The organism is Pseudomonas sp. AC252 (assembly GCF_979258105.1).
On record NZ_OZ409837.1, the window covers coordinates 2241656 to 2263827 of the forward strand.

At 59.4% G+C, this 22172-nt stretch carries 23 protein-coding genes, 2 tRNA genes and 2 pseudogenes; 10 read left to right on the plus strand and 17 right to left on the minus strand.

Annotated features, from left to right (window positions below; genetic code table 11):
• The first annotated feature begins 6 nt into the window (after nt 1-6).
• Nucleotides 7-672, plus strand: coding sequence for an RES family NAD+ phosphorylase (locus ACZZZ4_RS10380; protein WP_463549266.1), 666 nt, complete (start codon nt 7-9; stop codon nt 670-672).
• 42 nt (nt 673-714) lie between these two features.
• On the opposite strand, the pseudogene ACZZZ4_RS10385 reads toward ACZZZ4_RS10380, so the two are convergent.
• Nucleotides 715-867: pseudogene (locus ACZZZ4_RS10385) on the minus strand (DUF3077 domain-containing protein); the annotation flags it as partial.
• A gap of 115 nt (nt 868-982) precedes the next feature.
• Here ACZZZ4_RS10385 and ACZZZ4_RS10390 point away from each other — a divergent pair.
• The 3 genes from ACZZZ4_RS10390 to ACZZZ4_RS10400 all read left to right on the plus strand — a co-directional run bounded on the left by ACZZZ4_RS10390 (nt 983) and on the right by ACZZZ4_RS10400 (nt 2008).
• The gene (locus ACZZZ4_RS10390) at nt 983-1276 is read left to right on the plus strand and encodes a transcriptional regulator (RefSeq protein ID WP_463549267.1); all 294 of its coding nucleotides are present in this window, start codon (nt 983-985) and stop codon (nt 1274-1276) included.
• The gene (locus ACZZZ4_RS10395; protein ID WP_463547758.1) at nt 1266-1550 is read left to right on the plus strand and encodes a helix-turn-helix domain-containing protein; all 285 of its coding nucleotides are present in this window, start codon (nt 1266-1268) and stop codon (nt 1548-1550) included. The genes ACZZZ4_RS10390 and ACZZZ4_RS10395 overlap by 11 nt, the downstream gene beginning before the upstream one ends.
• Before the next feature lie 62 nt (nt 1551-1612).
• Nucleotides 1613-2008 carry a hypothetical protein gene (locus ACZZZ4_RS10400; RefSeq protein ID WP_463547759.1) on the plus strand — a complete coding sequence of 132 codons (396 nt, stop codon included), beginning with the start codon at nt 1613-1615 and terminating at the stop codon, nt 2006-2008.
• A 402-nt stretch (nt 2009-2410) separates the two neighbouring features.
• Here the strand turns inward: ACZZZ4_RS10400 and ACZZZ4_RS10405 are convergent.
• The 7 genes from ACZZZ4_RS10405 to ACZZZ4_RS10435 all read right to left on the minus strand — a co-directional run bounded on the left by ACZZZ4_RS10405 (nt 2411) and on the right by ACZZZ4_RS10435 (nt 7953).
• Nucleotides 2411-2486, minus strand: a tRNA-Thr gene (locus ACZZZ4_RS10405).
• Between the two features lie 75 nt (nt 2487-2561).
• Complete coding sequence (locus ACZZZ4_RS10410) at nt 2562-3398, minus strand: FkbM family methyltransferase (RefSeq protein ID WP_415763907.1); 837 nt, start codon at nt 3396-3398, stop codon at nt 2562-2564.
• Nucleotides 3399-3741: 343 nt separating this feature from the next.
• On the minus strand, nt 3742-4977 hold the full coding sequence (locus ACZZZ4_RS10415) for a methyltransferase (RefSeq protein WP_463547760.1): 1236 nt from the start codon (nt 4975-4977) through the stop codon (nt 3742-3744).
• Nucleotides 4958-5647 carry an ABC transporter permease gene (locus tag ACZZZ4_RS10420; RefSeq protein WP_016772145.1) on the minus strand — a complete coding sequence of 230 codons (690 nt, stop codon included), beginning with the start codon at nt 5645-5647 and terminating at the stop codon, nt 4958-4960. The genes ACZZZ4_RS10415 and ACZZZ4_RS10420 overlap by 20 nt, the downstream gene beginning before the upstream one ends.
• Nucleotides 5644-6339, minus strand: a complete 696-nt coding sequence (locus ACZZZ4_RS10425) for an ABC transporter permease (RefSeq protein ID WP_463547761.1) — start codon at nt 6337-6339, stop codon at nt 5644-5646. The genes ACZZZ4_RS10420 and ACZZZ4_RS10425 overlap by 4 nt, the downstream gene beginning before the upstream one ends.
• A gap of 77 nt (nt 6340-6416) precedes the next feature.
• A complete protein-coding gene (locus ACZZZ4_RS10430) occupies nt 6417-7166 on the minus strand; it encodes an ABC transporter substrate-binding protein (RefSeq protein WP_039756562.1) in 750 nt (249 codons plus the stop codon).
• Nucleotides 7167-7179: 13 nt separating this feature from the next.
• Nucleotides 7180-7953 (minus strand): ABC transporter ATP-binding protein, encoded by a 774-nt coding sequence (locus tag ACZZZ4_RS10435; RefSeq protein ID WP_039756564.1) that lies wholly within the window; start codon nt 7951-7953, stop codon nt 7180-7182.
• A 543-nt stretch (nt 7954-8496) separates the two neighbouring features.
• On the opposite strand from ACZZZ4_RS10435, the gene gabP reads away from it, so the two are divergent.
• Nucleotides 8497-9888 carry a GABA permease gene (gabP, locus tag ACZZZ4_RS10440; protein ID WP_463547762.1) on the plus strand — a complete coding sequence of 464 codons (1392 nt, stop codon included), beginning with the start codon at nt 8497-8499 and terminating at the stop codon, nt 9886-9888.
• A 71-nt stretch (nt 9889-9959) separates the two neighbouring features.
• On the opposite strand, the gene ACZZZ4_RS10445 is transcribed toward gabP, so the two are convergent.
• From ACZZZ4_RS10445 to ACZZZ4_RS10485, 9 genes and pseudogenes are all read right to left on the minus strand, one after another.
• Complete coding sequence (locus ACZZZ4_RS10445) at nt 9960-10412, minus strand: hypothetical protein (protein ID WP_463547763.1); 453 nt, start codon at nt 10410-10412, stop codon at nt 9960-9962.
• A gap of 6 nt (nt 10413-10418) precedes the next feature.
• Complete coding sequence (locus ACZZZ4_RS10450; RefSeq protein WP_463547764.1) at nt 10419-10832, minus strand: hypothetical protein; 414 nt, start codon at nt 10830-10832, stop codon at nt 10419-10421.
• A 29-nt stretch (nt 10833-10861) separates the two neighbouring features.
• Nucleotides 10862-11835, minus strand: a pseudogene (locus tag ACZZZ4_RS10455) (alpha/beta hydrolase family protein).
• A gap of 67 nt (nt 11836-11902) precedes the next feature.
• Nucleotides 11903-12958 (minus strand): PDDEXK nuclease domain-containing protein, encoded by a 1056-nt coding sequence (locus ACZZZ4_RS10460; protein ID WP_310404261.1) that lies wholly within the window; start codon nt 12956-12958, stop codon nt 11903-11905.
• Nucleotides 12959-13141: 183 nt separating this feature from the next.
• Nucleotides 13142-13486 (minus strand): hypothetical protein, encoded by a 345-nt coding sequence (locus ACZZZ4_RS10465; protein ID WP_415763903.1) that lies wholly within the window; start codon nt 13484-13486, stop codon nt 13142-13144.
• Nucleotides 13487-13581: 95 nt separating this feature from the next.
• A tRNA-Phe gene (locus ACZZZ4_RS10470) sits at nt 13582-13657 on the minus strand.
• A 91-nt stretch (nt 13658-13748) separates the two neighbouring features.
• A complete protein-coding gene (locus tag ACZZZ4_RS10475) occupies nt 13749-14021 on the minus strand; it encodes an oxidative damage protection protein (protein WP_016772129.1) in 273 nt (90 codons plus the stop codon).
• A complete protein-coding gene (gene mutY / locus ACZZZ4_RS10480) occupies nt 14018-15085 on the minus strand; it encodes an A/G-specific adenine glycosylase (RefSeq protein ID WP_129998309.1) in 1068 nt (355 codons plus the stop codon). The genes ACZZZ4_RS10475 and mutY overlap by 4 nt, the downstream gene beginning before the upstream one ends.
• A complete protein-coding gene (locus tag ACZZZ4_RS10485) occupies nt 15082-17298 on the minus strand; it encodes an AsmA family protein (protein WP_415763901.1) in 2217 nt (738 codons plus the stop codon). Before ACZZZ4_RS10485 ends, mutY begins: the two co-directional genes overlap by 4 nt.
• Before the next feature lie 525 nt (nt 17299-17823).
• Between ACZZZ4_RS10485 and ACZZZ4_RS10490 the strand changes: the two genes are divergently transcribed.
• The 5 genes from ACZZZ4_RS10490 to hisA all read left to right on the plus strand — a co-directional run bounded on the left by ACZZZ4_RS10490 (nt 17824) and on the right by hisA (nt 22093).
• Nucleotides 17824-19488 (plus strand): OFA family MFS transporter, encoded by a 1665-nt coding sequence (locus tag ACZZZ4_RS10490; RefSeq protein ID WP_016772126.1) that lies wholly within the window; start codon nt 17824-17826, stop codon nt 19486-19488.
• A 269-nt stretch (nt 19489-19757) separates the two neighbouring features.
• Complete coding sequence (hisB, locus tag ACZZZ4_RS10495) at nt 19758-20351, plus strand: imidazoleglycerol-phosphate dehydratase HisB (protein WP_016772125.1); 594 nt, start codon at nt 19758-19760, stop codon at nt 20349-20351.
• A complete protein-coding gene (gene hisH / locus ACZZZ4_RS10500) occupies nt 20351-20989 on the plus strand; it encodes an imidazole glycerol phosphate synthase subunit HisH (RefSeq protein WP_463547765.1) in 639 nt (212 codons plus the stop codon). The genes hisB and hisH overlap by 1 nt, the downstream gene beginning before the upstream one ends.
• Complete coding sequence (locus ACZZZ4_RS10505) at nt 20990-21289, plus strand: DUF2164 domain-containing protein (protein ID WP_460123038.1); 300 nt, start codon at nt 20990-20992, stop codon at nt 21287-21289.
• A gap of 63 nt (nt 21290-21352) precedes the next feature.
• A complete protein-coding gene (gene hisA / locus ACZZZ4_RS10510; protein ID WP_281875451.1) occupies nt 21353-22093 on the plus strand; it encodes a 1-(5-phosphoribosyl)-5-[(5-phosphoribosylamino)methylideneamino]imidazole-4-carboxamide isomerase in 741 nt (246 codons plus the stop codon).
• Nucleotides 22094-22172: the final 79 nt, after the last annotated feature.

Below are 22172 nucleotides of genomic sequence, written 5' to 3' on the forward strand. Positions count from 1 at the left end.
CCGGCGCTGGTCGATGTGCCATGGCCGCGGGCGTATCGCATTGTCAACAGCAGCTTCCCGCCGATTGCCCTGTTCGAAGACGTGCTCGACCCCGAAGACCTCGAAATCGCCTACGCCATCGAAGCGCTGACCAATGATCGCCTCATCGAACAGGCTGGCGTACTCGCACGCGTACGCCCCGAAGACCGCCTGTCCGGCCCCGGCTCCAGCCCGGTGATGGCCGCCTTCACCCACGTCGGCAAACGCAGCCGTTTCAGCGACGGCACCTTCGGCGTCTACTACGCCGCGAGCAGCCAGGCAGCGGCGATCGCTGAGACCTGCTTTCATCAGGAGCGATTTCTCGCTGCGACTCAGGAAGCCGATCTTGAGTTGACCATGCGCACCTACGTCAATCGAGTGGTCAAGCCGCTGCATGACGTTCGCCAAGGCTTCGAAAGTCTGCATCAGCCTGACCCGGAAGCTTACGGCCCATCGCAAGCGTTCGCGCGGCAGCTGCGCGATGCTGAATCGTGGGGCTTGCTCTATAAAAGCGTGCGATTGGCAGGGCATGAATGTGTTGCAGCGCTTCGGCCGCCGGCGGTTTCGATTCCGAAGCAGGGGAAGCATTTGCGCTATGTCTGGAGTGCGAACGAGCAGAGGATTTCGTATGTGCTCGAGATCAGTCAGGTGTGAAACGCAAAAAGCCCTCGGATCAAAGAGGGCTTCATATGTGATTTAGATCAACGGCTTGTCTGGCGGCGCATCCATTACTTTAACCACATCATCGATCAGCGCCTTGCTTAACTCTTGCAGATATTGGGAGGCGTAGGCGTGAAGGTCAGGGTCGCGAGAGACTATGGAGTCAGCGGTCAGTAGCTTGGAGATGTGATTTCGCAAGGCTTCGCGCCACGCATTTCGTCGATCTATTCCCATAAGCGTTTATGGTTTGTTTATACGGCGTAGCCGTATATTCCGATTCATGTATACAATCATCGAAACCTAAATTTTCAAGCGCTATGCCGACGCCATATGGGCCGATGGTGAGCGCCATGAATTCATCAATTGGCTTGCTGCAAACCCTCTGGCTGGTGATGTCGTGCCTGGTAGTGGAGGTATGCGCAAGGTGGGGTGGACTCGCAGCGGCATGGGTAAGCGAGGCGGTACACGTGTCATTTATTACAACACGCTTTCTGAAGGCTCGATTTGGTTGCTCATTGCCTACACCAAGGCAAAGCTCGACAACTTACCCGTAGCCTTCCTTAAGCAACTGAAGGAGGAAATCAGCGATGGTCGATGAACTGGAGCAATTCCAGCAGGACTTGCTGGAATCTGTACGTCAGATGAAGGCTGGAAAGGCCGCTCGTGTAACGCATGTGCCGCTCTCTGCGGCAGCTGAAGCACGTGCCAAAGTGGGCGTTTCTCAAAGTGCGTTTGCCAAACTGATCGGTGTGAGCCTGCGGACTTTGCAGGATTGGGAGCAGGGTCGCCGGCAGCCGACGGGTGCAGCGCAGACTCTCTTGCGGGTGGCAAGTCAGCATCCTGAGGCGTTGCGGGATCTGCATAGTGCTTGATACCACTAAAACCTTTTGCCTGGCGTCTGCTACTGAATACAACAAAGCCCCTGCATTTCTGCATGGGCTTCGTTTTGTATGACGTCAGCACTAAAATCGTAAAAAGAATTCAGGTTGCGACTGTGTCGTTAATTGAAAAACGTGGTCTGTCCCAATTCTGCACAATTCTGCATATACGCACTGTTAAAAGTCATCGAATGGCTCACAGTGGCTCAGTTCCCCTTTACGTCGGTGATCCACTCGGGCCGGATCACTGCAATTGGATTTTCTTGAGCGACAATTTCAAAAATGAATTGCTGAATTTGCTGATGACCGTCATCTACCGACTTCGAGTGAAGCTGAAATCTCACCTCGATCCGATTGTGTCTGTACCGGCCCTCACGGACACCGTCCATTCCGAATTGATTGATATGGCCTATGGGGAACGTATAGGCGGCTCCACCAGGCCCAATCAATGACCACCTTTGGTTACTAGGCGTGTCATATGTCTCATCGCCGACTTGCAGTTGAAGAGAGGTCAGCATCACAAAGCAGGGGTGCGGCCCAATGTTCAATGGACGGACGCTAGTGACGTATACCGTTTCCTCTGGCGCAGGATTGAAACGCTCTACGTTCACGACTGGCACTACGTACGGACGATATTTCGCCCTGTATTCTCGCCTTAAGTAGAAAAGGGTAATGCTGGTGATCAAGAGCGCTAGGATTGCTACAGCGGCCGTAACTGCATTTGCATAATCAGCGGAGAAAGTCTTTAGCCATTCCATAGCGCAGCCCTCGCAGTTAACAAATGGTTGTTATGTCCCTTGTTACGTCTAGCGCAAAAACAAAAGGCCCGCATTGCTGCGAGCCTTTGTTTTAAATGGTGCCGGCACCAGGAGTCGAACCCGGGACCTACTGATTACAAGTCAGTTGCTCTACCAACTGAGCTATACCGGCGTGTGGGCGACGATTATAGCGATTGGGAAGATCCTGTAAACCCCTGAATTCAGACTATTTTTGCGTTGCCGCAAATCACGCTCTGCGCAGTACGTTTCGCAGCTTCCGCAGTGCTCGCACTGTGCGGCTGTTTTGCAGTGCATGCAGTTGGCTTTCAACCTGTTCGGCGCGATGCAGGGCGTCAGCGAGTTGTCTGGCGGTGTCGGGCTCGTCGGGGCTGAGTGGATGCGCAAGGGCGTGGCCGCGGCAGAGCTGGAAGTTGTCGAGGTTGCAGGGCGGGATGTCGAACGCGGGTTTGAGGTTGAGGTGTTCGTTGGCGAGGAACCAGGTGTTGAGGCCATCGAACAGGATTGATTGGTAGCCGGCATCGGTGACCAGGTGTTCCCAGGTGTGATCGCGCAGCCATGGGGTTTCGATGAGGATGATCCAGGGGCGGAAGCGGTTGAAGTCCATGCCGCGCAGGACAGTTTCTTCGTGGCCTTCGACGTCGATCTTGAGGAAGTGGATTGGGCGGTCGGGGGCGTGTTGTTCGCAGAGCGAGGTGAGTGTGCGGGCCTCGACCGTAAAGCTCTGCACGGTCATGCCGAGGTCTTTGCGTTGTTGGGCAACGACGGGGTCGGCGGTGGACAGGCCGGTGTCCGGGATGCCGTAGAAGGTTACGGCGCCGGGCTGGTCGCTGGCGATGCATTGCACGGTGGTGTCGCGCGGGCGTTGCTGGCAGAGCGCGTCGTAATAATCCTGCATCGGTTCGACGTTGATTCCGTGCCATCCATGATCGTAGAACGCTTTGGTGACCGAGTCGTGGTTCGGGTCGTTGGCGCCGACGTCGATGTAGAATCCGTGTTCGAACTGCTTGAGCGCGCGCCACAGGCGGACGTCTTCGAAGTTCTGTGCATAGGAGATGAACGTCACGGTCGCTTCCTGTCGGTCGATTTTTATTGTTCGGGCGTGTGCTGGCGAGGCGGTGAGGCTTTGTATAGCAAGGCTGGCGGGGGCCCGCAATTATTCGCTTTGGATGCCCGAAATTCGGCGGTTATGCCGTTTTGATTGGCGGCTTATGCACAACTTGAAGCCTTGCTCACTGACTGAGTGCAGTTTTTAGCAGGCATTCTCATTTTGTATGCAAATTGCTGTTTTGCCGGTTTTTTATTCATGTGAACAAAAAATGACCAAAGCAGTGTACGGGCCGAAACAGGCGGTGATATTGGATCCGCGTAAATTTCATCAACAGAGTTATCCACAGGTTGGCGGGCTGTTATCCGCGCTCGGCCAAGAGCAGCAGATTACGCGGCGTCAGCGCCGTTTCGCAGAATGTGCCCAGACGCACGGCATAGCCTTGCTCGACCAGAAAAAGCGCGCGATCCAGATTCAGCCAAAGCTCCAGTGGCCGGCGGAATAGCCCGCGCAGCAATTCCAGGTTGCGAGCTTCGGCCAGACGTTGCCAACCGGCGGTTTCCAAATGCTCCCAATCCGTCGAGCCGGTTGTGGATAAGTCTTTGAGAGCGGCGAGATCGCGGCAGTAGTCAGCGAACGGTTTATCCAGCCAGGCGCTCGGCAATGACGGGGTGGGCAAGTATTCGTCAACGCCACGCAACTGCCGTTGCAGCAAGTCGAAGGCCAGTCGTCGCGCCATGGACGTGTCGCGCTGGCGTCGGACTCGTGCACCGGCGGTGACGGTTTCGCTCATCGGCAGTGCCAGATCTTCCCGCGATACCCGTAGGCAAGATCGCAGGCCGTTGGAGGACAGTGCCTGATATTCGCTGTGGACGGTGCGGTTGTAGCAACACGGCGCAATCGCCATCTGCTGGCACCCGGTCGCGCTGGCCAGTTGCATCAAGCGGACATGCAGATCGCCGCAAGCGTGGAGCGCGACGGGGGTGTGCGCAGCGTTCAACACGGCGGATGCGTCGGCCGCCAGCGCGTCCTGTTCGATGTGCAGAGCATGCAAATGGTGGCGCCGACTCAGTGCCTGACCGCTGGCAACCAACGCAGGATCGTACTCGACACACGTCAGTTGCTGTCCTGCGTTGAGCAACCGCCGGCCCAGATGACCTTTGCCCGAACACCAGTCCAGCCAATGCGTCGGCTGCGATGAAAAAGCCAAACGGCTGGCAAACGCCTCGATCTGTTGCCATTTGCGCCCCGGCACATCGACATTCAAGCGGTGGCCGGCGGTTTCAAGCGCATGCCCCGGCAGCGAACCGACCGCACTCAATTTTGCCGATAACTTCGCCAATGAAGCGAACGGCTCAGGCGCATCGACAAGATCAGCCGGACGGTTGTGCGCGCGTTCTGCATCTTCCAGCGACCGCCCGCGTAGCCACGAAGACAACTCGGGGTAGGACGTTTCCCAAGGAAGCGAAAGATGCGTAAACGGACGAGGTTTCCAAAGCGCCTGATGCTTGATCAAAAAAGCATCCAGCGCGCGGAAGCGGGCGAGTAGGGCCTCGCCCGTCAGCACGTGGGAAGTATCAGCGGCCTTGGCAGGCATCGACGCGCAGCCAGCGCTCCAGCAGCTTGAAGCCGCGAACCAGCACGTAAGCCATGACCAGATAGAACACGCCCGCGGCGAAGAAGATCTCAACCGGCAGATAAGTGCGGGCGATGATCGTGCGCGCCATGCCGGTCAGTTCCAGCAGGGTCACCGTGCTGGCCAGGGCACTGGCCTTGAGCATCAGGATCACTTCGTTGCTGTAGGCCGGCAGGCCGATCCGTGCTGCACGAGGCAGGATGATGTAGAACATCGCTTTGGGCCGGGACATGCCCAAGGCACGGGCGGCTTCGATTTCACCGGGTGGAATTGCCTGAATCGCGCCGCGCAGGATTTCAGCGATGTACGCCGCCGTATGCAGCGTCATGGTCACGGTTGCACACCAGAACGGATCGCGCAGGTACGGCCACAACGCGCTTTCACGCACCGCGTCGAACTGCGCCAGGCCGTAATAGACCAGAAACAGCTGCACCAGTAACGGTGTACCGCGGAAAAAGAAGATGTAGGCGTAAGGCAGCGAGCGGACGTACCAGCGCTTCGAAGAACGCGCGATGCCCAGCGGAATGGCGAGCAGCAGGCCGGCGATGACCGCAATGGCGACCAGTTCCAGCGTCAGGGTCGCGCCCTGCGCCAGTTTCGGCAGCCACTTGATAATGACTTCCCAGTTCATTGCGCGCTCCTCGCAAAGCCGCGAGCGGCGCGTTTTTCCAGAAAGTGCATGCCGGTCATCGCCAGTACCGTCAGGCCCAGATACATGACGGCCGCGACCATATAGAAGGTGAACGGCTGTTTCGACACGGTCACGCCGATTTGCGCGTGACGCATGATTTCCTCGAGACCGATGACCGATACCAGCGCGGTGTCTTTCATCAAGATCATGAACAGATTGCCCAGGCCGGGCAGGGCGATGCGCCACATCTGCGGCATGATCAAACGGGTGAAAATCCGCCACTTCGACAGGCCCAGCGCTTGGCCGGCCTCACGGTGACCTTTGGGAATGGCCAGCAGGGCGCCACGAAACACTTCCGTGGCGTAGGCGCCGAAGCACAGGCCCAGTGCGATCACACCGGCGGCAAAGGCGTTGAGTTGCAGGTCGGGGTTGCCGAAGTACTCACCGAGGGTGCGCATCAGGTTGACCGTACCGAAGTAGATCAACAGCACCCAGAGCAATTCCGGAACGCCGCGCACCAGCGTCGAATAGGTGCCGCCAAGCCATTGCAGCGGCTTGTACGGGGAAGTCTTGGCCAAGGCGCCGAGCAGGCCGAGCACCAGGCCCAGGCACAGGGCGGTGAGGGCCAGTTGGACGGTCATCAGCGCGCCAGCGGCGAGCGCCGGGCCGAATCCGTAGAGGTCGATAATCATGGGTTTCTGTTCAAATTGCGGCAGGCAAAGTCGGGAGCCGGCGCCGCTTGGTCACAGCGCCAGTCCCACAGGTCAGATCAATAGATGCTGAACGGGAAGTACTTGTCGTTGATTTTCTTATAGGTACCGTCAGCGACGATTTCCTTCAGTGCGGCGTTCAGCTTCTCGCGCAGAGGATCACCCTTGCGCACGGCGATGCCGATCTTGTCGCTTTCCACTACCGGGTCGCCCTTGAACTCGTAGCTCTTGCCGGCGTCGGTTTTCAGCCAGTCATAGTTGGCGTACTTGTCGGCGAGGATGGCGTCGACACGACCCGAGGTCAGGTCGAGGTAGGCGTTTTCCTGGGTGTCGTAGAGGCTGACCGAGATGTCATCGCCGTAGGTGTCTTCCAGCCAGGTCCCGGCCAGCGTCGCGCGCTGGGTACCGATCTTCTTGCCTTTGAGCGAGTCCTTGTCGGTTTTGAAGTCGACGTTTTTCGGTGCAATGAACTGCAGCTTGTTCGAGTAGTACGGGTCGGTGAAGTCCACCGCGCCCTTGCGCTCGTCGGTGATCGACAGCGAGGAGATCAGGAAGTCGAACTTCTTCGCATTCAGGGCCGGGATGATGCCGTCCCAGTCGGACGTCACGACGGTGCACTCGACTTTCATCTTCGCGCACAGGGCGTCGCCGATTTCCTTGTCGAAGCCGACAACCTGGCCGCTGGCGTCTTTGTTGTTGAACGGCGGATAGGCCGCTTCGATGCCCATTTTCAGGGTCTCAGCCATGGCACCGGCGCTGAACGCCAAGGTGACGGCGGCAGCCAGGAAGACCTTTTTGAAATTCTGCATGCATGTTGCTCCGTTAGCGGTTGCTGGACATGAATTGTTTGCAGCGCGCCGAAAGCGGGTTTTCGAACACCTGCTGTGGCGATCCTTGCTCTTCTATAAGGCCCTGATGAAGGAACACCACTTCGCTGGAGACCTGGCGGGCGAAGCCCATTTCGTGGGTCACGAGCAGCATGGTGCGGCCTTCTTCGGCCAATGCGCGGATGACACTAAGTACTTCCTGAACCATTTCCGGGTCAAGCGCGGAGGTCGGTTCGTCGAACAGGATCACCTTCGGTTGCATCGCCAGCGTGCGGGCGATGGCGGCGCGTTGTTGCTGACCACCGGACAATTGCGCCGGGTAGGCGTGGCGCTTGTCAGCGATGCCGACCTTGGCCAGCAACGCTTCGGCGACTTCGATGGCCTCGGCCTTGCTCTGGCCGAGCACGCGGCGCGGGGCTTCGATGACGTTGTCGAGCACGCTCATGTGCGGCCACAGATTAAAGTTTTGAAATACAAAACCAATCTCCGAGCGCAGGCGATTGATCTGCTTGCCGTCAGCAGCGACCAATTCGCCGTTCTTCGCGGCTTTGAGCTTGAGTTCTTCACCGGCCACCAGGATCTGGCCCTGGTGCGGGTTTTCCAACAGGTTGATGCAACGCAGGAACGTGGACTTGCCGGAACCGGAAGAGCCGAGGATCGAGATCACGTCGCCGTCGCGGGCGGTCAGCGAGATGCCTTTGAGCACCTCCAGCTGTCCGTAGCGTTTGTGCAAGTTGCGGATTTCAAGCGCGGGCGTGGCCTCAGCCATGTGCGTTCCTCATATATGTTGCGCTCCTGCTGTTGGCGGGCCTTCCTGGCGAGGCGGCCAAGCTAGCATAGCGTTTCAATGGCAGCCAACAGCGCTACGAGCGGTAAACGGGTGGCCTGTGGCGGGTTGTCGCATCGGCGCAGCAGACTGTCGCCCCATCAACAACCGAACGGGTGTTTGATCGTGCAAACCCGTGGGTGCTGCGTAAAAAAAGGCGCGATGTTGCCAGCTTTGACGGGGTGTTGGAAGCGCTATCCGGCCGAACGTTCCTTATTCGCCCTTTTTCTGTGCGTCGCACGGTTTTTCTGTGTGTTTCTGGTGCGCGGATTCGTCGTGAAAGTGAGTCGCCGGGTAACGTTCTGGCGAATAGCCATCAAACTCAAGGACTTGCATCGGATGCCGAAGCCCCCGGGCCTCAAGGACTTGAAACATTTTGGCGCAAATATTGCGTGCAGAATAAGGAACAGGCCGTTGGATTCTTTTTACGAGAAAGAATTTTCAGACCGGCCGGATGCACCCGCTTTCCTTGCAAAGGTAGTCTCTATGAGCAGTACCCCAAGCTCCAATGGCCTCGAACAGGGGCTCAAACCGCGTCATGTGACCATGTTGTCGATCGCCGGTGTGATCGGCGCCGGTCTGTTCGTCGGCTCCGGCCACGCCATTGCTGCCGCCGGCCCGGCCGTGCTGCTGGCTTACGCCGCCGCCGGTACTCTGGTTGTGTTGGTGATGCGCATGCTCGGCGAAATGGCCGTGGCTTCGCCGGACACCGGTTCGTTTTCGACTTACGCTGACCGCGCGATCGGTCACTGGGCCGGTTTCACCATCGGCTGGTTGTACTGGTGGTTCTGGGTGCTGGTGATTCCGCTGGAAGCCAACGCCGCCGCAACCATCTTGCACGCGTGGTTCCCGGGGGTGGATATCTGGGCTTTCGCGCTGGTCATCACCCTGCTGCTGACCGTGACCAACCTGTTCAGCGTGAAGAACTACGGCGAGTTCGAGTTCTGGTTCGCCCTGATCAAGGTGCTGGCGATCATCGGCTTCATCGGCCTCGGCCTTGCGGCTATTTTCGGCTTCCTGCCAACCAGTCAGGTCAGCGGTGTGTCGCATCTGTTCGACAGCGGTGGCTTCCTGCCCAACGGCATGGGCGCTGTACTGGGGGCGATCCTGACCACCATGTTCTCGTTCATGGGCACCGAGATTGTCACCATCGCGGCGGCGGAATCGAAGGACCCAGGCAAGCAGATCTCCAAGGCGACCAACTCGGTGATCTGGCGGATCGGCCTGTTCTATCTGGTTTCGATTTTCATCGTGGTGGCGCTGGTGCCGTGGAACGATCCTACACTGGCCAACCTCGGTTCCTATCAGACAGTGCTTGAGCGCATGGGCATCCCCAACGCCAAGATGATTGTCGACATCGTCGTGCTGGTCGCGGTGACCAGTTGCCTGAACTCGGCGCTGTACACCTCCTCGCGCATGCTGTTCTCCCTCGGCAAGCGTGGCGACGCCCCGGCCATGTCGACCCGCACCAACAAGAGCGGCACGCCTTACTGGGCGGTGATGCTGTCGACCGGCGCAGCGTTCCTCTGCACCTTCGCCAACTATGTCGCTCCGGCCGCGGTGTTCGAATTCCTGCTGGCCAGCTCTGGCGCCATCGCCCTGCTGGTGTACCTGGTGATCGCCTTCTCGCAACTGCGCATGCGCAAGCAGCGCATGGCGCGCGGCGAGAAAATCGTCTTCAGCATGTGGCTGTTCCCCGGGCTGACCTGGGCGGTGATCATCTTCATCGTCGCCGCGCTGACCATCATGCTGTTCCAGGAAGCCCACCGCGTGGAAATGCTCGCCACCGGTCTGCTGAGCCTGATGGTGGTGGCTGCCGGTCTGCTGGTGTCGCGTCGTCGCAAGATGGAAAAGCGTGGTGCGGTGGTGTTGAACTGAGTCGCAACGCGTGATGTGAAAACGGCCGCTGTCAGGGATGACTAGCGGCCATTTTGGTTTCTGAGAAGGGCTTATTCGCTCTTGTCTTCCTGGGTGTCTACCGACTTCCCATAAGCATCCAGCGCCACCCCGAAATCGGTGATGAACTGCGGTTCGCTCAGCCAGGCCTGGGCTTCTTCGATGGTCATGCCGTCGGCCCACATGCGGTAGTCGATCAGCATGTCGGCGGCCAGGTGGGTGGCGGCCATGCCTTCGTTGTCGGCGTTTTCCATGTCCAGCAGTTCGGGATGGTCGACGATGATGAAGGCCAGTTCGCGCAGCAGGGTCAGCAGCATTTCGTCGCGGCTGACGGCTTCGGCGTCGCGCATTTTGCTGAACATCGCCAGGGTGTATTCCGGAATCGGCTCGGCGAGGTGGCCGAGGTCTTCGTCCTGATCCAGCGGTTTGCGCCCGACCATGCGGATTTGCTTGGCTTTGGCCTTGGCGCGTTTGGCGCGTTTCTGTTGCTTGTTCAGGGATGCCATGGGAGCTCAGTTCTTCTGTTGGGTTTGTGCGGCGATCGCGTCGGATGCCGCTACATAGTCAGCCTGGAATGCCGGGGATTCGATCCACGCCAGCGCGCCGGCCTCGTCGGTTTCCTGCGACCACTGGCGATACTCGATCAGCGCGGCAAGGATGAAATCCATCGCGCCTTCTTCGCCTTCCTGCTCGTACACCAGTTCCAGCAGCGGGTCTTCGAGGAACGCGCTGCACATGGCTTGCTGGCTGATCTTCTCGGCGTCGATCATTTTCTTGAACAGTTCGGTCAGGTCCACCGATTCGAAATCGATGCGGTTATCGTTCGGGTCCAGCTCGACCGGCGCTTCGGCGCGTTTGGTGCGGTTCTGCTTGGCCTTGGCTTTGGCTCGGGTGGCGCGTTTTTGCTGCTTGTTGGCGGAGGCCATGGAGTGTTCCGTCGTGCGTGGAGAAGGGCTCAACTGCGCGGGACTTGCCGGCCGGGTGTGTCGGGGGCCAGCGCGCCGTTCTGCAGCCAGGTCAGAGCGATGTGCCATAGTGTGGCTTGGTATGCGCTGCGAAAAAAGCCGAAATGTCCGACTTGTTGTTCGCCGATGTCCTGCGGCGCGATGCGCAGGTGAGTTTTTGTCGCGTTGCTGAAGTAGCCGAGCAGGCGTTCGATCGCAGGGATTGTGCCGTAAGGATCATCGGCGAGGCTGATTGCGAGGGTCTGCGCGCGGACGTCGGCGAAGGGCAGGGCGCCTGTTTTTTCATCAGCGCGCGACCGCTTGGGCGTTGCTCGTAACGTGCGGTGGGCATGCTCCAGTCGCGGACCACGCCGGTTGGCGTGTCCTCCAGCCAACCTAGCCGTTTGCCTGGAAAATAGCCGCAGAGCAGCGCCATCAAAGGCATGACCACATGCCACTTGCCGAACATCCGCCAGCGCTGTTCGGGGGCGTAATCGCGCCAGTAAGCGAACTGCGCACCGACGGTAACCAGCCGTCGGATGACCGTGCCCGACGCTGCCAGGCCTGCCGCGCAGCCGCCGAAACTATGGGCGACTACATCGATTGGCTGACCGGGAAACTCCCGCTGCGCCCGTTTGAGCATCGCTTCGAAATCCAGCGCGCCCCAGTCGCTCCACGAGGCACGTAGCCCTTTGATCGATTCGCGGCGTGATTCGCCAATGCCCCGGTAGTCGTAGGTCATCACGTCGAAGCCGTGACTGAACAGATAGGCTGCGAACCTTGAGTAATGGCGACAGCGCACGGAGGTGGCGGCGTTGATGATGACCACCGAGCGCTGTGGATCGTGCGAACTATGGCGCCAGGTGAAGCCGCCGAGTGCGTAGCCGTCGTCGGCAGTTTCCTTGAAGGACGTGTCTTCAGCTGCAGTCGAAACTGGTTGGCTCAACTCTGCGTCTTCCAACTCAAATGGGGGCTGACTGCCCATGGCGCTTGACCTCGGTGGTTAGCTGCCCACCTTAGTCGCCGCGCTGATCAAGAACAATCCGGCCGGTTCATTCGGATTGAGTGAGCATGCGTTCTTCGATCAACGCCTGTTCGCGGTTGAGTTCGGCACGTAACTCTTCTTCGCTCGGCAGTATGGTCTTGTAGCTGCTGGCGAACAGTTGCTCATTGCCTTTGAGCATGGAGTAGCGCGCCACCGAGTCATTGCTCTCCGCGCTGAGAATGATGCCGACGGTTGGCTTGTCACCCTCGCTGCGTTTGAGCTCGTCATACATGCGCACATACATGTCCATCTGCCCGACATCGCGAGCACTGAGCTTGCCGCGTTTCAGGTCGATGATCACGAAGCACTTGAGCAGGTAGTTGTAGAAGACCAGGTCGATATAGAGGTCGACGCCATCAGTGCTGATGCGTTGTTGGCGGGCAACAAAGGAAAAGCCTTTGCCAAGTTCAAGCAGAAAGCTTTGCAAGTGGTCGATCAGGGCTTGTTCGAGGCCGCTTTCCCTGACTTTGCCTGCCGAGGGCAGGCCGAGAAATTCGAGCATGACTGGGTCGCGAATGAATTCCCGCGGATTGCATTTCATCGCGTCGATGTTGGTCGTGGCTTCCTCGACCACCTCGGCTTTGTCCTGACTCATCAGCAGGCGCTCGTAGTAGAGCGTCAGGATCTGACGATCAAGGGCACGGCTTGACCAGTTGAGGTCGGCGCATTCGTTCATGTACCACAGGCGCGCTTTCTCGCTTTCGACGCGTAGCAGGCGGCGGTAGTGGGTCCAGCTCAATTCGGGACGCAGTGCGTCTCGAATTGAAAATTTTTGATAAAACAGGCGCATCTTCCACAAGTTGGTTTCGTCGAACCCTTTCCCGAACTGCCCAGTCAGATCCTTTGCCAACAGGGCAATCAGTTGTTTTCCGTAACCCGCACGCTGAGCGCCTTTTTGTTCGAATTCGACGATATGCCGGCCGATTTGCCAACAGGTCTGCACTTGGATCGTGTCGACCGCGCGTAGCACTTTTTGCCGCGCCTGGCGAATCAGGTCGCCCAGTTCGCCCAGCAGTGAATCGATTTTCGGGTCTTGGGTTTCAGCAGGTTTTAGCTGGCTCATCGGGTCTTCCGCATTCTGGAAACAGAGGCGCAAGCATGCCGGGAATGGCGACGCAGGTATGTCGGGCGAACCTGCGAGTTCGGAAGGAAACGCGGGATTGGCGTTGCAGGACACTGCCGCCGGAAGGCGCGTAACGGGGTAAATGTCCGTAGTCCATTTCGTACTTTTGCCCAGTCAATCGCATCATCGCGAGCGCTTGCCCTTCGGCCTCTGCTCACGACCTCGCCCTTTGCGATAAATCCACAACCCAAACACACCAATGGCTAGCATGAATGCCGTCCAGAAGCTCTGCCAAACGAACTCGAACCAGTATCGCCGAGGTTGCAGTGCCAAGGTGTAGGTGCTGCGCGGCCCACGATTGTTGGTGGTAATGGAGCCGCTGATCCAGCTTTCGATCAGCATGTAGATTGAAAGGCAGACGGCAATGGCAATCAGCACACCGGCGAGGACGGTCAGCCAATAACTCAAGCGGCTTTGCCGATACGGCGGGGGATGGGGCAGGAGGACGCGGGTTCGTTTCTGATTCATCGAGTGATAGCCCTTTTCCGTAAGGGGTAAGCAGTGTTCATCAAATCCCGGACATAAAAAAACCCTGAATCTTGCGATTCAGGGTTTTCGGTATTTGGTGCCCAGAGACGGAATCGAACCGCCGACACGGGGATTTTCAATCCCCTGCTCTACCGACTGAGCTATCTGGGCAACGGGGCGCATTAAAAGGGTTTTTCGGATTTACGTCAACGACTTTTTGAAAATTTCTTAAATTAATTCCGTCGCTTACGAAATATACGGGTTATTCGGCTGGCGGCACGTAGCCTTCGGCCTTGGCGTATTCCTCGCCGGAGAAGTACTTGTCCATTTCGCCCTGCAGATATTTGCGATCTTCGGCGTTCATCATGTTCAGGCGCTTTTCGTTGATCAGCAGGGTCTGGTGTTTCTGCCAGTCGGCCCAGGCCTTCGCCGAGACGTGGTCGAAAATATCCTGGCCCTTGGCACCCGGGAACGGGGCGCGTTCCAGCGCGGGCAGTTCTTCTTTGTACTTGCGGCACATTACGGTGCGGGTCATGGCGATTCTCCTGCATTCAAGACGGCGGCCGCGCGTTCGAGCAAGGTCTTGACCGGGGCAGCAAGGCCCAGGCGCGGCGGGGTGGCGAGGTTATACCAGAGCCAGTCGGCCTCGGCCACGTGATGGCTGGCTTCTTGCACCTGAACCAGCCACGGTTCGATGGACAACTGGAAATGGCTGAACGTATGGACGAGGCTCGGCAGCGCCTGCTGCTGGCCCATGGTCAGCGAGTGCTGATCGGCCAGATGCTGCAGGTCTTCCAGATCATCCAGTTCCGGCAGGCTCCACAAACCGCCCCACAGTCCTGTCGACGGGCGGCGGTAAAGCAGAATCGCGCCTTCACCGTTAGCGAGCATGGGCATCAGCGTGCGTTTCTGCGGGATGGCTTTGCGCGGCTTGGGAATCGGGTAGCGGGTTTCCAGGCCAAGCATGTGCGCTTCACAGCCACCCTTGAGCGGACACAGCAGGCAGCTCGGCTTGCTGCGCGTGCAGAGTGTGGCGCCGAGATCCATCATCGCCTGGGTGTAGGCGTTGACCCGATCGTGCGGGGTGAAGCGCTCGGCGTTGGCCCATAGCTGCTTGGCGACCTTCGGTTCGCCGGGGTAGCCCTCTTGCGCGGTGAAGCGCGCGAGCACACGTTTGACGTTGCCGTCGAGGATCGGCGCGCGCAGGCCCATGCTGATGCTGGCAATCGCGCCGGCGGTGGACAGGCCGATGCCTGGCAGCTCGGTGAGTTTTTCCACGTCACGCGGGAATTCGCCAGCGTACTGGCTGACGACGATCTTCGCGGTCTTCTGCAGATTGCGAGCGCGAGTGTAATAACCCAGCCCGGTCCAGAGGTGCAGCACCTCGTCTTCCGGGGCTGCGGCCAGCGCTTCGACCGTCGGCAGGGCTGCCATGAAGCGCTCGAAGTAATTGAGCACGGTGCTGACCTGAGTCTGCTGCAACATGATCTCGGATACCCAGACCCGGTACGGATTGATGTCCTGCTGCCACGGCAAATCGTGGCGGCCATGGCGGTCGAACCACTCCAGCACCGCCGTGGAAAACTGCTCCGCTGTCATCGCTTGAACAGCCCCTTCAATGCGTTTTTCAGTTCCGGACTGACTTTGTCGCCCAGTTTCTCGTCGATTTTTTCGCTGAGCTTGTTGCCGGCCATCTTGCTGGCGACCTGACCGAGACGGTCATTGTCGATGCGGCAGGCCTTGGCGCCCAGTTCCAGCGGGCCACGGCAGCGCAGCGGCCACTCGATGCCGACGAACTTCTCGCCGACCTGACAGGCCGGGTCGGGCATGGCGCTGGTGTCGCCCTCGACGATGATGCCGACGCGGTAATCCATACCCAAAACGCGCAGGTCGATGTCGCCGTCACCGTTGACGGTCATGCCGGGAATGCGCACTTTCAGGTCCGGGTTGCTGGCGACGCCGTTGTGTACGGTCAGGTTGCCCTTGAGCTCCTCGAACGGCGTGTCCTTGCCCCGTGGCTCGCCGCTGAGGGATTTGCGGTTGAGGGTGGCGATGCCTTTGCACAATTGCTGTTCAAGGTTGGCGTTGAGCAGCACACCATTGTTGATGACGAAACTGGCGTTGCCGTTGAGCGTATCGATCAGCGCCTGCTGGCTGTTGCCGCTGCCGGTGAGGCTGCTGGTCAGCGTTACCAGACCTTTGACCGGCGGATTCTTGCCTTGGCTTTCGATGATTTTTTCCGCCGGGACGCGATTGAGCCGGGTCTGCAGGTTCAGCACCGGCGCGCTCGGGCGCACGTCGAGAGTGCCGTTGGCGACGAAGCCGCCGTTGTACAGATCACCGCTCAGGTTAGCCAGCGTCAGCAAGCCACCCTGGCCGGTGGCTTTGAGCGCGGCGTTCTGGATCGGCAGTTTGTCGAGGGTCAGTTGGCCGAAGGTCAGGTCGGCGTCCACGTCGAGTTTGGCCAGGCGTTCGACCGGCAGCAGACGCTCGGTGCTCCAGGCGGTCTTGCTCGGTTTGTCCGGCAGCGGCGTGGTGCCTGCGACGGCACCGGCCTCAGTGCTGGCGACTTCGGCCTGACGCGTCTGCGTCGCGCTATTGGCCTGAGCCGATTTCGGTGGCAGGTAGCGGTCGACGTTGAACGTGTCGGCCTTGAGAATCGCGCGCAGCGACTGTTTGGCGAAGTCCTCGACGGCGATGCGGCCGCTGAAGCTGCTGTCATCGAGTTTCAGGTTGATGTTGTCGAACGACAGGCTGGTCGGGGTGGCCGCAACGCGGCTGACCAGTTCGACCTTGCTCAGGCTGCCTTCGCCCATCGCCGGCAGTGTCTGACCGATGCTGTCGACGAATTTCGCCAGATCGAACTGGGCAATGGAAATGCCGCCGCTGATCTGTGGCGTCTTGTCGAGGTCGTTGGCTTTCAGCTCGCCCAGGGCGCGCAACTGGTTGGCCGAGATCTTGATGCCGGTCCATTCGGCGACGTTCGCTGCCTTGTCCAGCAATAACTGGCCCTGAGCGGAGAAGGTCATGGTCTTGCCTTGCAGCGGATCACCAGCGAGTTCACCGGTCAGCTTCAGATCCTCGAACTTGTAGCGTTGCAGGGCGCGCTCGAAGCGTAGCTCGCCGTTGAGCTCGGTGCGCACGCGCAGCACCGGTTGGTTGGTGCCGAGGAACGCGGTGGCTTTCACCGGGATATTGGTCGAATCGTGTACCGGACCGGTGCTCAGTTGAATGCTTTCGGCACTGAACTGCTTGCCGGTCAGCTCATCGGTGTATTCAACGCGGGCGTTGTTCACGGTCAGGCTGTCGATGTCGAGGCGGATCGGCTGTGCCGGTTTTTCCACGGCGACGGTCGGCTCGCTGGCGGTCGCGCCCGGTGCGGCGGGCGCAGTGCTGCCGGGCGCCGCTGGGACTTTGCCGATGTCTTCCCAGTTGCCGTGGCCGTTCTTGTCACGGTTCAGACGCAGGTTGAGGCCCTCGACGCGCACGTCGCTCATCTGCACTTCGCGGCGCAACAGCGGCAGCACGCGCACGGACAGGCCGAGCATCTGCAAGTCGGCAAACGGTTCGGCAGGCTTGGCCAGGGTGGCGACGCTGGCCTCGTGCAATTCCAGGCCGAGCCACGGGAACAGGCTCCAGCCGATATCGCCATTGAGCGTCAGCTCGATGTGGGCCTTGTCGCGGGCTATCTGGCGGATCTCGTCTTTGTAGTCGTTGGGATCGAAGAGGTGGGTCAGGGCAAAACCTGCCGCCACAATGATCAGCAACAGCCCGAGAAGTACCAGACCCAGGATTTTGCCGAACGCTTTCATGGGCGAGTCCTTGTAGTTAGTCGAATTGGTCATATGGCCGGGGAGTATAGCGCTGCGAGCACCCGGTTCGGTGTGGCGTCATCCGCCGAGGGTCGGTAGCGGTACCTGCAACTTTGCCATTGGTCCCTGCGCTTGAGGATGCCCGGCGGGCACCAGACAGCGTAATTCGGCCCCCATTTGCGATGCCATTTTCTGCGCTTGGTTCACCGGCGGTTCAGCCATTCCAACGCGACAGGTAATTTTTCGCACGCACAAATGGGACAAGTAGCAAACGTCGTGGTGCCTTTGCAGACGCGGGGTTCGCGGCTTCCCGAGTCGTACGAGAACAGATGACTTGAAAAAAGGTGATATCAGTTTGGTTTTTCTGTCACCTGAGAATGGTAACCTTCGCCAGTTCGTCCGCCCGTCTGCGACTTAACGTCGCGCCTTCAAGGAGCTTCACCTAAAAAAACGGTCATGCCTGCGTGCATAAGGCCGAGGGTGAGCAGTGGCTGGCGAACCATACTAACAATTGGGGGATACACAATGAGCACGAGCATCACGGCGGACGGCCTCAAAGCCGACCAGCCTGCGTTCCTGTCCAAGGAACGCATCATCGCCAAGCCCGGTTTCAACCGCTGGCTGGTTCCACCGGCCGCTTTGGCCATTCACCTGTGCATCGGCATGGCCTACGGCTTCTCGGTGTTCTGGTTGCCGCTGTCCAAGGCACTCGGCGTTACCGCGCCGGTGGCTTGCGCGCCGGACATGAGCTTCATCGCACAGGTATTTTCGTCGAACTGCGACTGGCCGATCTCCATGCTCGGCTGGATCTACACGCTGTTCTTCATCTTCCTCGGCTGCTCGGCAGCGATATGGGGCGGCTGGCTGGAACACGCCGGTCCACGCAAGGCTGGCGTTGTATCGGCCTTGTGCTGGTGTGGCGGTCTGCTGATTTCCGCGCTGGGTATCTATACCCACCAGATCTGGCTGATGTGGATCGGCTCCGGCGTGATCGGCGGTATCGGTCTGGGCCTGGGCTATATCTCGCCGGTGTCGACCCTGATCAAGTGGTTCCCGGACAAGCGCGGTATGGCGACCGGCATGGCGATCATGGGCTTCGGTGGCGGCGCGATGGTCGGCGCACCATTGGCGACGGCACTGATGAGCCACTTCGCTTCGCCAGAAGGCGTGGGCGTATGGCAGAGCTTCGTGGCCATGGCAGCCATCTACTTCGTGTTCATGATCGGTGGCGCACTGTCCTACCGCGTGCCGCCAACCGGCTGGAAACCTGAAGGCTGGACCGCTCCGGCGAAGAAAGCTTCCAACGCGATGATCACCAACCGTCACGTTCACGTGAATGTAGCGTGGAAAACTCCGCAATTCCGTCTGGTATGGCTGGTGCTGTGCCTGAACGTGTCGGCGGGTATCGGTATCCTCGGCATGGCTTCGCCACTGTTGCAGGAAGTGTTCGGCGGCAAACTGCTGGGCGTCGATGTGCCGTTCGGTCAACTCGACGCTGGCCAACTGGCCTCGATCGCGGCAATCGCAGCGGGCTTCACCGGTCTGCTGAGCCTGTTCAACATCGGTGGTCGCTTCTTCTGGGCCTCGTTCTCGGACTACCTGGGCCGCAAGAACACCTATTTCGTGTTCTTCGCGCTGGGTTTTGCCCTGTACGCGCTGATTCCGAACATGGGCCATCTGGGCAACGTTGCGCTGTTCGTGGCGGCGTTCTGCATCATCCTGTCGATGTACGGCGGTGGTTTCGCCACCGTTCCGGCGTATCTGGCCGACTTGTTCGGCACGCAGATGGTTGGCGCGATCCACGGTCGTCTGCTGACTGCCTGGGCTGCTGCCGGCGTGCTCGGTCCGGTGCTGGTGAACTACCTGCGTGAATATCAGTTGAGCATCGGCGTTGAACGCGCTGCTGCTTACGACATCACTCTGTACATCCTCGCCGGCCTGCTGGTGCTGGGCTTCCTGTGCAACCTGATGGTGCGCCCGGTGGCCGACAAGTACTTCATGACCGACGCCGAACTGGCTGCCGAACAGGCGCTGGGCCACGACAAGGGTGCCGATGCCAGCACCGTTCTGGAGTGGAAAGCGGCGCCGGGCACCAAGCCTCTGGCGATCGCGGCATGGCTGGTGGTGGGTATTCCGTTGGCGTGGGGTGTGTGGGTGACCCTGCAGAAGACGGCGGTACTGTTTCACTAAGGTCATTTACATTTGATCGTTCCCACGCTCTGCGTGGGAATGCCTCCCGTGACGCTCTGCGTCACATTTGAAGCGGACGCGGAGCGTCCGGGCTGCACTCCCACGCAGAGCGTGGGAGCGATCATCATCCCTTCTCGCTTGTATGGACATGTCTACCCGCGACAGCCGGGCGTTCTATCCGTCAGGCATCTCACCTCTCGTGTTTCTGTTTGCCTCCTGCGTGCCTATAATGGCTGCCTTTTTCGCCCAATGATTTTGCGGAGCTGGTGATGGCCGAACGTAAGGCGTCTGTCGAGCGCGACACTCTGGAAACCCAGATCAAAGCCTCGATCAACCTTGATGGCACCGGAAAGGCCCGATTCGATATCGGTGTACCTTTTCTTGAGCACATGCTGGATCAGATCGCCCGTCACGGGTTGATCGACCTGGATATCGAATGCAAGGGCGATCTGCATATCGACGACCACCATACGGTGGAAGACGTCGGTATCACCCTCGGCCAGGCGTTTGCCAAAGCCATCGGCGACAAAAAAGGCATCCGTCGCTACGGCCATGCCTACGTGCCGCTCGATGAAGCACTGTCGCGTGTGGTCATCGACTTCTCCGGTCGTCCAGGCCTGCAGATGCACGTGCCGTACACCCGCGCCACCGTCGGCGGTTTCGACGTTGACCTGTTCCAGGAGTTCTTCCAGGGCTTCGTCAACCACGCGCTGGTCAGCGTGCACATCGACAACCTGCGCGGCACCAACACTCACCACCAGATCGAAACCGTGTTCAAGGCTTTCGGCCGCGCGCTGCGCATGGCCGTCGAGCTGGACGAACGCATGGCCGGGCAAATGCCGTCGACCAAAGGCGTTCTGTAATGCAGACGGTTGCAGTTATCGACTACGGCATGGGCAACCTGCACTCGGTTGCCAAAGCGCTTGAGCACGTCGGCGCCGGCAAGGTGCTGATTACCAGCGACGCGAACGTGATTCGCGAAGCCGACCGCGTGGTCTTCCCGGGCGTTGGCGCGATTCGCGATTGCATGGCGGAGATCCGTCGCCTCGGCTTCGATTCGCTGGTCCGTGAGGTCAGCCAGGATCGGCCGTTCCTCGGCATCTGCGTCGGCATGCAAGCCTTGCTCGACAGCAGCGAAGAGAACGAAGGCGTTGACTGCATCGGCCTGTTTCCGGGCGCGGTGAAATTCTTCGGAAAGGATCTGCACGAAGACGGCGAGCACCTGAAGGTCCCGCACATGGGCTGGAACGAGGTGAAGCAGACCATCAGTCACCCGTTGTGGCACGACATCCCGGATCTGGCGCGATTCTACTTCGTGCACAGCTACTACATCGCCGCCGCCAATGCGCGGCAGGTGGTGGGCAGCGGTCATTACGGCGTCGACTTCGCCGCCACGCTGGCCGATGGCTCGCGTTTCGCCGTGCAGTTCCACCCGGAGAAAAGCCATACCCACGGCCTGCAATTGCTGCAGAACTTCGCTGCGTGGGACGGTCGCTGGTAAATGGCCGTCAAGAAGTCCAAACCGCCGATTCTGACCCTCACTCCCGAGCAGGAGAGCGAGGCCAATCGCAAGATTCAGCGGTTCATGGAAGACCGTTTCGAACTGGATCTGGGTTCGTTCGAGGCGGCGGAAATTCTTGAGCTGTTTACCCGCGAGATTGCTCCGCACTATTACAACAGGGCGATTTTCGATGTGCAGACCCACCTCAAGGAGCGGTTTGAAAGCATCGAAAGCGACCTGTGGGCGCTCGAAAAAATTAAGAGCAGCGGCAAGCGTCAAGCTGCAAGCTGCAAGAGATAGACGCGCGTGCGCGCTTGCAGCTTATGGCTTGCAGCTTGCCGCTCTTTTGACGAAGGAAAAAGCATGCTGATTATCCCCGCTATCGATCTCAAAGACGGTGCCTGCGTACGTCTGCGCCAGGGCCGCATGGAAGATTCCACGGTGTTCTCCGATGACCCGGTGAGCATGGCTGCCAAGTGGGTGGAGGGCGGTTGCCGTCGTCTGCATCTGGTCGACCTGAACGGCGCGTTCGAAGGCCAGCCGGTCAACGGCGAAGTGGTCACCGCGATCGCCAAGCGCTACCCGACCCTGCCGATCCAGATCGGTGGCGGCATCCGTTCGCTGGAAACCATCGAGCATTACGTCAAGGCGGGCGTGAGCTACGTGATCATCGGCACCAAAGCCGTGAAAGATCCGGCGTTCGTTGCTGAAGCCTGCCGTGCGTTTCCGGGCAAGATCATTGTCGGCCTGGATGCGAAAGACGGTTTCGTCGCCACCGACGGTTGGGCTGAGATCAGCACCGTGCAGGTCATTGACCTGGCCAAGCAGTTCGAAGCCGACGGCGTGTCCTCGATCGTTTATACCGACATCGCCAAAGACGGCATGATGCAGGGCTGCAACGTACCGTTCACCGCTGCGCTGGCCGCTGCGACGAAGATTCCAGTGATCGCTTCCGGCGGCATCCATAACCTGGGTGACATCAAGTCGCTGCTCGACGCCAAGGCACCGGGCATCATCGGCGCGATCACGGGCCGCGCGATCTATGAGGGCACTTTGGATGTTGCAGAGGCTCAAGCTTTTTGTGATGGCTACGCGGCCAGATAAAAGCAGCTTCAAGTTGCAAGCTGCGAGCTGCAAGTTAGAAGCGCGACCGCAATCCGCCCTTTCTTGCAGCTTGAAGCTT

Bases quoted from the DNA above. Each gene is read 5' to 3' on its own strand.
- ACZZZ4_RS10435 (WP_039756564.1), bottom strand. From the start codon at position 7,953: ATGGCTGAGGCCACGCCCGCGCTTGAAATCCGCAACTTGCACAAACGC.
- ACZZZ4_RS10400 (WP_463547759.1), top strand. From the start codon at position 1,613: ATGGGCTTCGTTTTGTATGACGTCAGCACTAAAATCGTAAAAAGAATT.
- ACZZZ4_RS10445 (WP_463547763.1), bottom strand. From the start codon at position 10,412: ATGGCATCCCTGAACAAGCAACAGAAACGCGCCAAACGCGCCAAGGCC.
- ACZZZ4_RS10465 (WP_415763903.1), bottom strand. From the start codon at position 13,486: ATGAATCAGAAACGAACCCGCGTCCTCCTGCCCCATCCCCCGCCGTAT.
- hisH (WP_463547765.1), top strand. From the start codon at position 20,351: ATGCAGACGGTTGCAGTTATCGACTACGGCATGGGCAACCTGCACTCG.
- ACZZZ4_RS10395 (WP_463547758.1), top strand. From the start codon at position 1,266: ATGGTCGATGAACTGGAGCAATTCCAGCAGGACTTGCTGGAATCTGTA.
- ACZZZ4_RS10490 (WP_016772126.1), top strand. From the start codon at position 17,824: ATGAGCACGAGCATCACGGCGGACGGCCTCAAAGCCGACCAGCCTGCG.
- ACZZZ4_RS10485 (WP_415763901.1), bottom strand. From the start codon at position 17,298: ATGAAAGCGTTCGGCAAAATCCTGGGTCTGGTACTTCTCGGGCTGTTG.
- gabP (WP_463547762.1), top strand. From the start codon at position 8,497: ATGAGCAGTACCCCAAGCTCCAATGGCCTCGAACAGGGGCTCAAACCG.
- ACZZZ4_RS10475 (WP_016772129.1), bottom strand. From the start codon at position 14,021: ATGACCCGCACCGTAATGTGCCGCAAGTACAAAGAAGAACTGCCCGCG.
- ACZZZ4_RS10420 (WP_016772145.1), bottom strand. From the start codon at position 5,647: ATGAACTGGGAAGTCATTATCAAGTGGCTGCCGAAACTGGCGCAGGGC.
- ACZZZ4_RS10430 (WP_039756562.1), bottom strand. From the start codon at position 7,166: ATGCAGAATTTCAAAAAGGTCTTCCTGGCTGCCGCCGTCACCTTGGCG.
- ACZZZ4_RS10425 (WP_463547761.1), bottom strand. From the start codon at position 6,339: ATGATTATCGACCTCTACGGATTCGGCCCGGCGCTCGCCGCTGGCGCG.
- ACZZZ4_RS10460 (WP_310404261.1), bottom strand. From the start codon at position 12,958: ATGAGCCAGCTAAAACCTGCTGAAACCCAAGACCCGAAAATCGATTCA.
- hisB (WP_016772125.1), top strand. From the start codon at position 19,758: ATGGCCGAACGTAAGGCGTCTGTCGAGCGCGACACTCTGGAAACCCAG.
- ACZZZ4_RS10450 (WP_463547764.1), bottom strand. From the start codon at position 10,832: ATGGCCTCCGCCAACAAGCAGCAAAAACGCGCCACCCGAGCCAAAGCC.
- ACZZZ4_RS10505 (WP_460123038.1), top strand. From the start codon at position 20,990: ATGGCCGTCAAGAAGTCCAAACCGCCGATTCTGACCCTCACTCCCGAG.
- ACZZZ4_RS10415 (WP_463547760.1), bottom strand. From the start codon at position 4,977: ATGCCTGCCAAGGCCGCTGATACTTCCCACGTGCTGACGGGCGAGGCC.
- hisA (WP_281875451.1), top strand. From the start codon at position 21,353: ATGCTGATTATCCCCGCTATCGATCTCAAAGACGGTGCCTGCGTACGT.
- mutY (WP_129998309.1), bottom strand. From the start codon at position 15,085: ATGACAGCGGAGCAGTTTTCCACGGCGGTGCTGGAGTGGTTCGACCGC.